4 protein-coding genes and 3 pseudogenes are annotated in these 7,207 nt (G+C 57.5%); 4 read left to right on the top strand and 3 right to left on the bottom strand.

The features are described from left to right. Positions 1 to 166: 166 nt before the first annotated feature. A pseudogene (locus NKH22_RS31285) lies at positions 167 to 746 on the bottom strand (transposase); the annotation flags it as partial. A 472-nt stretch (positions 747 to 1,218) separates the two neighbouring features. Between NKH22_RS31285 and NKH22_RS31280 the strand changes: the two are divergent. Next, positions 1,219 to 1,812: a GNAT family N-acetyltransferase gene (locus NKH22_RS31280; protein ID WP_352912411.1), complete on the top strand. Its 594-nt coding sequence runs from the start codon at positions 1,219 to 1,221 to the stop codon at positions 1,810 to 1,812. A 580-nt stretch (positions 1,813 to 2,392) separates the two neighbouring features. Here the strand turns inward: NKH22_RS31280 and NKH22_RS31275 are convergent. After that, a pseudogene (locus NKH22_RS31275) lies at positions 2,393 to 2,669 on the bottom strand (transposase); the annotation flags it as partial. Positions 2,670 to 3,052: 383 nt separating this feature from the next. Here NKH22_RS31275 and NKH22_RS31270 point away from each other — a divergent pair. Next, the gene (locus NKH22_RS31270; protein WP_352912409.1) at positions 3,053 to 3,187 is read left to right on the top strand and encodes a hypothetical protein; all 135 of its coding nucleotides are present in this window, start codon (positions 3,053 to 3,055) and stop codon (positions 3,185 to 3,187) included. 372 nt (positions 3,188 to 3,559) lie between these two features. Continuing rightward, a complete protein-coding gene (gene ectB / locus NKH22_RS31265) occupies positions 3,560 to 4,858 on the top strand; it encodes a diaminobutyrate--2-oxoglutarate transaminase (RefSeq protein WP_352912407.1) in 1,299 nt (432 codons plus the stop codon). Between the two features lie 185 nt (positions 4,859 to 5,043). On the opposite strand, the pseudogene NKH22_RS31260 reads toward ectB, so the two are convergent. Further along, a pseudogene (locus NKH22_RS31260) lies at positions 5,044 to 5,645 on the bottom strand (transposase); the annotation flags it as partial. Between the two features lie 247 nt (positions 5,646 to 5,892). Between NKH22_RS31260 and NKH22_RS31255 the strand changes: the two are divergent. Beyond that, positions 5,893 to 7,017 carry a tyrosine-type recombinase/integrase gene (locus NKH22_RS31255; protein ID WP_352912406.1) on the top strand — a complete coding sequence of 375 codons (1,125 nt, stop codon included), beginning with the start codon at positions 5,893 to 5,895 and terminating at the stop codon, positions 7,015 to 7,017. Positions 7,018 to 7,207 lie beyond the last annotated feature (190 nt).

The raw sequence follows: 7,207 nt of genomic DNA, 5'->3' as shown, positions 1-7,207 counted from the left end.
CTGAGCACGTCCGCTCGAAAGCCCTGATTCCCCACCGTCCTTCGCTCCACCATCACGGCCGCGCGATCGACCGCCGAAAAATACCTAATTCTCAATGCCGTCCGAGACGGCATAATTGGGGAATTTTACTTCGGCACTTTCGGGGAAATTTCACTCGGTATTGACACGGGCGTCCTGTCGCGGCGTCGTACATGTGGATCGGCAGGAAGCAACGCTCGTCGTAATGGGCGTTGAACAGCGAGAGCTGCTGATGGCCGTGAACGACATCCACCGTGTCGTCGATGTCGAGCGTGACGCTTTTGGGCGGCGCGGCATAGCTCGACAGCCACAGATCGACCAGCACCCAGCCGAGCCGGATGACGGTGCGCAGGTCGGGCAGGTTCTCGAGGCGCGAGCATGTCGGCTGCGAGCACAGATCAATCCCGCTGTCGGGCAGCCGCCCGCAGGCGAGCTTGAAGGCCGGGTCGGTGCGCAGCCGGTCGAGATCGTTGGCATCCTCGTAGCCGCATGCGATCGCAAAGATGCGGGCGCGCACAATGTCGGCCATGGCGTGCGTGACCCGCGCTGGATCGCACGGATCGTGGATCGCGGCGGCCAGCCTGTCGGCCAGTTGCAGGCGTCGCTCGGCCGCTGCCGAAAGCATGACGCCACCATCCGAGGTGATGCGTCCGCCGTCAAACGCAGACTGTGATCTTCTTGCGTCCAACGGCTGGAAATGAGAGCGGCAGCAACGTATCATCGGTCATGGCGGGTGTGGCTCGCGAGAGGCGGTGGCAGGTTGGATTAGACGACCGAATTCTACGCCAAATCAGTCGCTTAGGCTACATCCGCCAACCTCTCAGACGCAACGTCGTGCATAAGACGGGCTAGATAGTTTGGGAAACACCAATAGAGCAAAGCAAGTGGAGCTTTCTTGCATTGGGGTCGGCGCTGGGCCGTCTAGTTTGAGTCTTGCCTATGGGCCTACATAAGGGTGTCATTCTCGACTTCTCGCGCCCAGGCAAGGCATGCAACCTCCTTGGGTGACTTCAGCAACATCACCAGCGTGCAATGGAGCGCCTCTCAGCGAATTCAAAGAACCTTCAGCCGGAGAAAAAATAATTGCAGAGATTTCTTAGAACTTTAACCCAAGGAACGCGCATTCTAGGAGATCATAGTCCCACGTTTTTTGTGGATGCCGCTCAATTATAAGTGCCGGCTCAGAAAAGGAATCTTCTCATGCACATCCTAGAAACGCCGCGCCTAATCCTAAGGCCGCCGTTGCATAGCGACGAGCTTCTTCTACGTGGACTTTATAACGATCCGTTCGTGGTAAACGCCGTCCGGGATGGAGTCTATCCGACGATAGAGCAGTCGAAAGCTCTACTGCTTCAATTCATCAATCATTGGCAGCACAATCGTTTCGGCGTATGGATGCTGTTCGTCAAAAATGAAGGCCAAGGCAGAAAATTCGCTGGCTTTTGTGGATTGATGTACAGCGGCCCGAATATGCCCGAAGATCCAAGTAACGTGGAAATCGGAACCTGCCTCCACCTTTCGGCCTCCGGGAAGGGGATCGCGGTCGAGGCCGGCATGGCAGCAATCCAATTTGCCTTCGAGCATTTAAAGTTTAAGAAGGTGACTACATTCATTCGCCCAACGAACACGCGTTCGATTCGCAAAAATGTTAAGCTCGGATTTTTCTATGTCGGTGACAGACTTTACAATAACATTACCATGAGGTACTATGAGGTCTATCCAGAAACAGCCATAAAAACCGAGAATTTCCTTGTTTTTAGTTGCGAAGAGCCAGACGTTATTCAAGATAAGTAGTGCTACGACCAAGCCGCATTGTTCGGTGCGCTGCTTACGCCTCGATGAACTTGGCACTATCGTTGACACCGACGCGCCCGAGGGCAAGCCGTTGCGCAGAACGGTTGATGGGATTTGGTGATTCCGATGCAGCATCTGGTCTTCGACCGAGGCATGATGGGAACGGCATTATCGACATGCCTCAAATTCGATGCTGGCTTGAGGACGCGGATTACGGCCCCCCGGAAATGGAAATCTGCTGGAGCCGAACTGGTGGAGGAAGAATCTCAAGAAAGTAGTACAAGCCTTATTAGCACGTCTTATTCATGCGCATCTGGGTTTGTTTGCCGCTTAGCGTTCGGTCATGAAGGTGTGAGGCGTCTTTTTCACCGCAGCTGAGACTGGACTTTGGAACGCGCTGGAGGGTCAAGGTATCGGGTTCGGCGGGGCTTTGATGCTCCGGCGCTCATGGCCCTGTGGGCTGCAGCCTCGCTCGGAACAGACTTGCCTCGGGACAGGTGGCGGCGAAGGCCAGACGGATGCGCGAGACGGTTTCGGTAACGCGGGCGCCGAGCTTGAGAAGCCTGAGCCGCAGCGTTGGTCGGAGGCGAGCTGGCTCTTGTGCATCCTCGTAGCCGCATGCGATCGCAAAGATGCGGGCGCGCACAATGTCGGCCATGGCGTGCGTGACCCGCGCTGGATCGCACGGATCGTGGATCGCGGCGGCCAGCCTGTCGGCCAGTTGCAGGCGTCGCTCGGCCGTTGCCAAAAGCATGACGCCACCATCCGAGGTGATGCGTCCGCCGTCAAACGCAGACTGTGATCTTCTTGCGTCCAACGGCTGGAAATGAGAGCGGCAGCAACGTATCATCGGTCATGGCGGGTGTGGCTCGCGAGAGGCGGTGGCAGGTTGGATTAGACAACCGAATTCTACGCCAAATCAACCGCTTATGCTACATCCGCCAACCTCTCAGACGCAACGTCGTGCATAAGACGGGCTAGAGCCGTCGCACTGCGCCTATCGTCGACTTCATCTCTGCAAAATGAGTCATTGTGATCAAAGAAACTCCGTCGCCTTAAACGGACGAGCGGCTCACCGTGCGCGGCAGCCGCAAATAAGCATTGGGAGCGCGGGCGCGATGGTGATCCCGCAACGGCCGAACCAGCCCCGTTTCTGGACTTGTCTCGAAGGCACTGGTCAACGACATGCGCTTCCGTGTCCGTGTTGGTCGAAGACTTCAGGCGGGAGCGCCTTATCTCCGTGGTCGACAAGTCGCTCTCCGGCAGCAGCATATTGGCCGTGAGTTTGCGCTCAGATCCGCTATTTCTGGATATCTTCTCGATTGCGGAAACCGAACCGCCTGATGCCATCCTCAAAATGGCTGCAGGACCATGATGCCATCGACTGGGACTGCATCGCACCGGGCACCGATGCAGCACGGCCCCCTGGATAAACGGGCGCCTGTTCACACCGCAGCTGCCCCTTGCGCGACACAGGATATGTTCAGGCGATTGAAAATCGTACGTCTCCGCCGGGGGAGTTCGACGCGGGACGTGAGTTGCAACGTGCAACGTGCTGCTTTTTATCTCTACTCGGAATAGCCAGTGGCGAAACTACCATCTTGGGTAGGCGCACTGGCCGAGGTTGCCGTTTAAAACCGCAGAGCCATCGCCAGAAATCCGACACTGAAGGCGCACCTGGAGGGTCGGATCGATCAACTGAAGAAGATGAGCGCGGTGCTGACTATCGTCCGGTTGAGGAAAGATCATGCTTAAAGAGAGTGGCTCCAACTCGCTATTTACCTTCGAAAACCTCGAATCCAACGTGCGGTCGTATGCGCGAACTTTTCCTGTTGTGTTCAGGAAGGCCGTAGGAGCCATTCTCGAGGACGAGAATGGCTTCGAGTTTGTCGATTTTCTTTCCGGGGCGGGCGTTCTTAATTACGGTCACAACGATCCCGATTTTATAAACGACGCGATGCAATACTTTAAGAAAAACGGAATAATCCACGGATTGGACATGGCTACGTCGGCGAAAAGAGAGTTTATGGAGTATTTCGATGCGATAATATTACGCCCGCGTGGCCTGACATTCAAATTCCAGTTTCCGGGTCCCACCGGCGCCAATGCAGTGGAAGCCGCTTTGAAACTCGCGCGCAAGGTCACCGGTCGACACAGCATAATTTCATTTACCAACGGCTTTCACGGAGTGAGCTTGGGCGCGCTTGCGGTTACGGGTAATCGATATTACCGCGATGCGGCAGGCCTTCCACCTGTCGGTGCAGTGTTCATGCCCTATGACGGGTATTGGGGAGTAGACAATGACACTACGCAATATCTGGAGAGGATGCTTGCTGACGCAAGCAGCGGCGTCGACCTGCCGGCAGCCATCATTCTGGAAACCGTTCAAGGCGAGGGTGGCATCAACGCTGCGAGCAAGCGTTGGCTGCAGTCGATCCAGCAGCTTTGCAGGAAGAACGGCATCCTCCTCATTGTTGATGACATTCAGGCAGGTTGCGGACGAACGGGCAGTTTCTTCAGTTTTGAATTTGCAGATTTATCGCCAGATATCATTGTTTTGTCCAAGTCCCTTAGCGGCTCTGGACTGCCCCTGTCCCTCCTGCTGCTCAAACCCGAACTCGACGTTTGGCGGCCGGGTGAGCACAATGGGACTTTCAGAGGTAACAACCTTGCGCTCGTGACGGGAACTGCTGCATTGCAAAAATACTGGACGAATGAAAAGCTGTCTGAGAGTGTTACGAAAACAGGGCGCATCCTTAGCGAGCGCCTCCGGCAGGTCGCTCAAAGCAGCCCAGATCATGGCCTTTCCGTGCGCGGAAGGGGCATGATGCTGGGGCTCGATTGCGGCACAGGTAAACTCGCTGGAAGAATCGTCCGCAAGGCCTTTGAAGATGGGCTTGTGGTAGAGCGATGCGGCGCGGAGGACCAGGTTATCAAGCTTCTTCCTCCTTTGACGATTGACGGGCAAGCGCTTCAGCGTGGTCTGGATATTCTTGATAACTCTGTCCACGCGAGCGCCGAAAGCGATCGGGGCTATGATGCATAGCGCCGTAGGCGCGAGAACCGTAGTTCCCAGGAGGACCCTCGTGTTGAAGAACAGTTCATCGGCGATGACCTTTGGACCCATTGCTTCCATCGACTTTGGCGCGGCGTTGCTTTTCGGCCTTTGGTCATGGGTAGCAGGCGGTCGCCCGTCCGTTTGATCTTCAGAAAATATTGCGGCACGACTTACTGCCAGTTGCGTGGCCAGCAATGGGCGATCGCCAGATATTGTTGGCCCAGGAGCTGGCGTCGAACGCGTTGAGCGCGGCCGGGCTGTCCGCAGCCCGGTAGATCGCACGCGGTGCCGCATGATCGGCTTGCGGTCCTTCCACGACACGAACTCCAGCGAATGGCGCCCTTGAGGCCCATCGACGACGGCGATCAGGATGTCGGCAACGCCGTGGTTCCTTGAGCTTGTTCAGTGACGCGCAGCAGAACTTGGCGTGCTCCAACTGCTCGATTCAGATGCCGAGTATTTCCTTCGCGCCGTCAGGATGCCGAGCGCGATGTAGATTGCCTTGTTGCGAACGAAGCCATCATCCCTGATTTGAGCCGAATGGTGTCGAGACGACCAACCGGTGGCGGACGTCAAGCGGCCGGTTTCGGTTCTGCCATTTCGCCACTTCCTCCAGGACGGCGTCGGTATTGGCCGAGACCTGGTCCGGTGGTGGCGGCCGCGGGATCTCGCGCACGCTCACCCGCTCCGGTTCTGATACCTGGCGATCAGCTTTTGATCGAAGGTGCCCGCAAGGCCGTGGGATCGAGAGCGTCGTCTTCGCCGTGGCGGTTAAACTGCGGCCAATCCATAGAAGAGCCTGCCGGTGCCCCGGAAAAAGGCAAGCGCGACTCTGGTTTTCTCGTCCAGCACAGGATAGCCGCCATAGCCCGTCGACCTGATGTTAATCGCGAGGTGGCGGTAATGTGAACGAACACCGGCTCGGCGCGTGAATATCGAGAAATTCCGCGAATTCGGTATGGTCTTTGCTCCGCATTATTTCTCGGCGACCTTTGCAGGTCTTTTGACAAGCAGAGGAGTCGATGATGCTGAAATCCAATGAAGAACTGATCGCCCAACTCAAAGCCGTACTGGTCGGCCAGTGCTATCACTCGAAGGCGATCAGTAACTACTGCAGGTGCGCTCGCAGATTCCTCGATTTTCTCGAACGGCGGGAAATCCAGGTTGAGGACGTGACCCAGGCGCTGGTGTCGACCTACATAAGCTATGAGAGTGGAATGTTGCGCAAACACCATGGTCAATCGGCGCCATACCAGCACCCGATCCCGCGCGCGCGGAATCCATGCGCTGCTGCGGCTTGCGCAGGGCCAGTGGCCGCCCCTCTGAAAGCAGCCTGCGCCGCCGAGGCGGTGCGATTTGAATCTGTGGCGAATACGAGATCTGGCTTCATGAGGCGCGAGGCCTCGCCCCCGCCAGCATCAAGGCATTTGATCTGGGAGGCCCGGCACTTCCTCACCTGGCAGTTCGAGCGGAACGGTGACAATAGCCTGACGGGCCTGGGGGTCGACGATATCGGCCGCTATATGGATATGCGCGCGCCGAAGCTGACGCGCAAATCCTTGAGCGCCGTCGCGAACCGCTTGCGCTCTTTATTGCGGCATCTGCACCGGGTCGGCCGTACCGCGATCGACCTGTCGCCGCATGTCATCGGACCGCTGATCTACGCCTATGAGGGGGTGCCCTCGATTCTGGAGCGAGACCAGGTTGCCGCCGTCCTGAAGGCCGCGGGAAAGGACAGGACACCGAGGGGTTTGAGGGACCATGCGATCCTGCAACTGCTCGCGACCTATGGCCTGAGGTCGAGCGAAATCTGCAACCTGAGGCTTGAGGACATCAACTGGCGGGCGGAATCGATCCGCATCCGGCACACCAAGACCAGGGCCTGTTCCTTCCTGCCCCTGATGGAGCCGGTCGGCGAAGCAGTGCTTGATTATTTACGTGCGGGGCGGCCGGCGATCGACGCCCGGGAAATCTTCATCCGCACGCGTGCGCCCTATCGCAAGCTCAGGATGTTGGACAGCGTGGTACGACCCCGACTGCGTCACGCCGGTGTCAAGCCACGGGGCGAGAGCGGCGCCCATGTCTTCCGACATGCACGCGCGGTGGAGATGCTGCGCGCATCGGTTCCGACAGAAGATCATCGGTGATCTGCTCGGACACCGATCGGCGGAGTCGACGGTGCCCTATCTCAAGCTTGCCACCGAGGACCTCAGAGCCATCGCTGTCAAGCGAATCGAGGAATTGACCCCCTCGCCGAATTGAGGAACTGACCCCTTCATTGGTTTGCGGTTTCGTTGGGTTCGCGCGCCGCTCCGGCCTTCTGCAGATGGCCGGAGC

Source organism: Mesorhizobium sp. M1252 (assembly GCF_040318265.1).
Classification (GTDB): Bacteria; Pseudomonadota; Alphaproteobacteria; order Rhizobiales; family Rhizobiaceae; genus Mesorhizobium.
Note: the sequence above shows the minus strand (reverse complement) of the source record. Positions and strands in the feature narration are given on the sequence as shown.

What these genes read in the sequence shown, in the direction of transcription:
- NKH22_RS31280 (WP_352912411.1), top strand. Translation starts at nt 1,219, where the DNA reads ATGCACATCCTAGAAACGCCGCGCCTAATCCTAAGGCCGCCGTTGCAT.
- ectB (WP_352912407.1), top strand. Translation starts at nt 3,560, where the DNA reads ATGCTTAAAGAGAGTGGCTCCAACTCGCTATTTACCTTCGAAAACCTC.
- NKH22_RS31255 (WP_352912406.1), top strand. Translation starts at nt 5,893, where the DNA reads ATGATGCTGAAATCCAATGAAGAACTGATCGCCCAACTCAAAGCCGTA.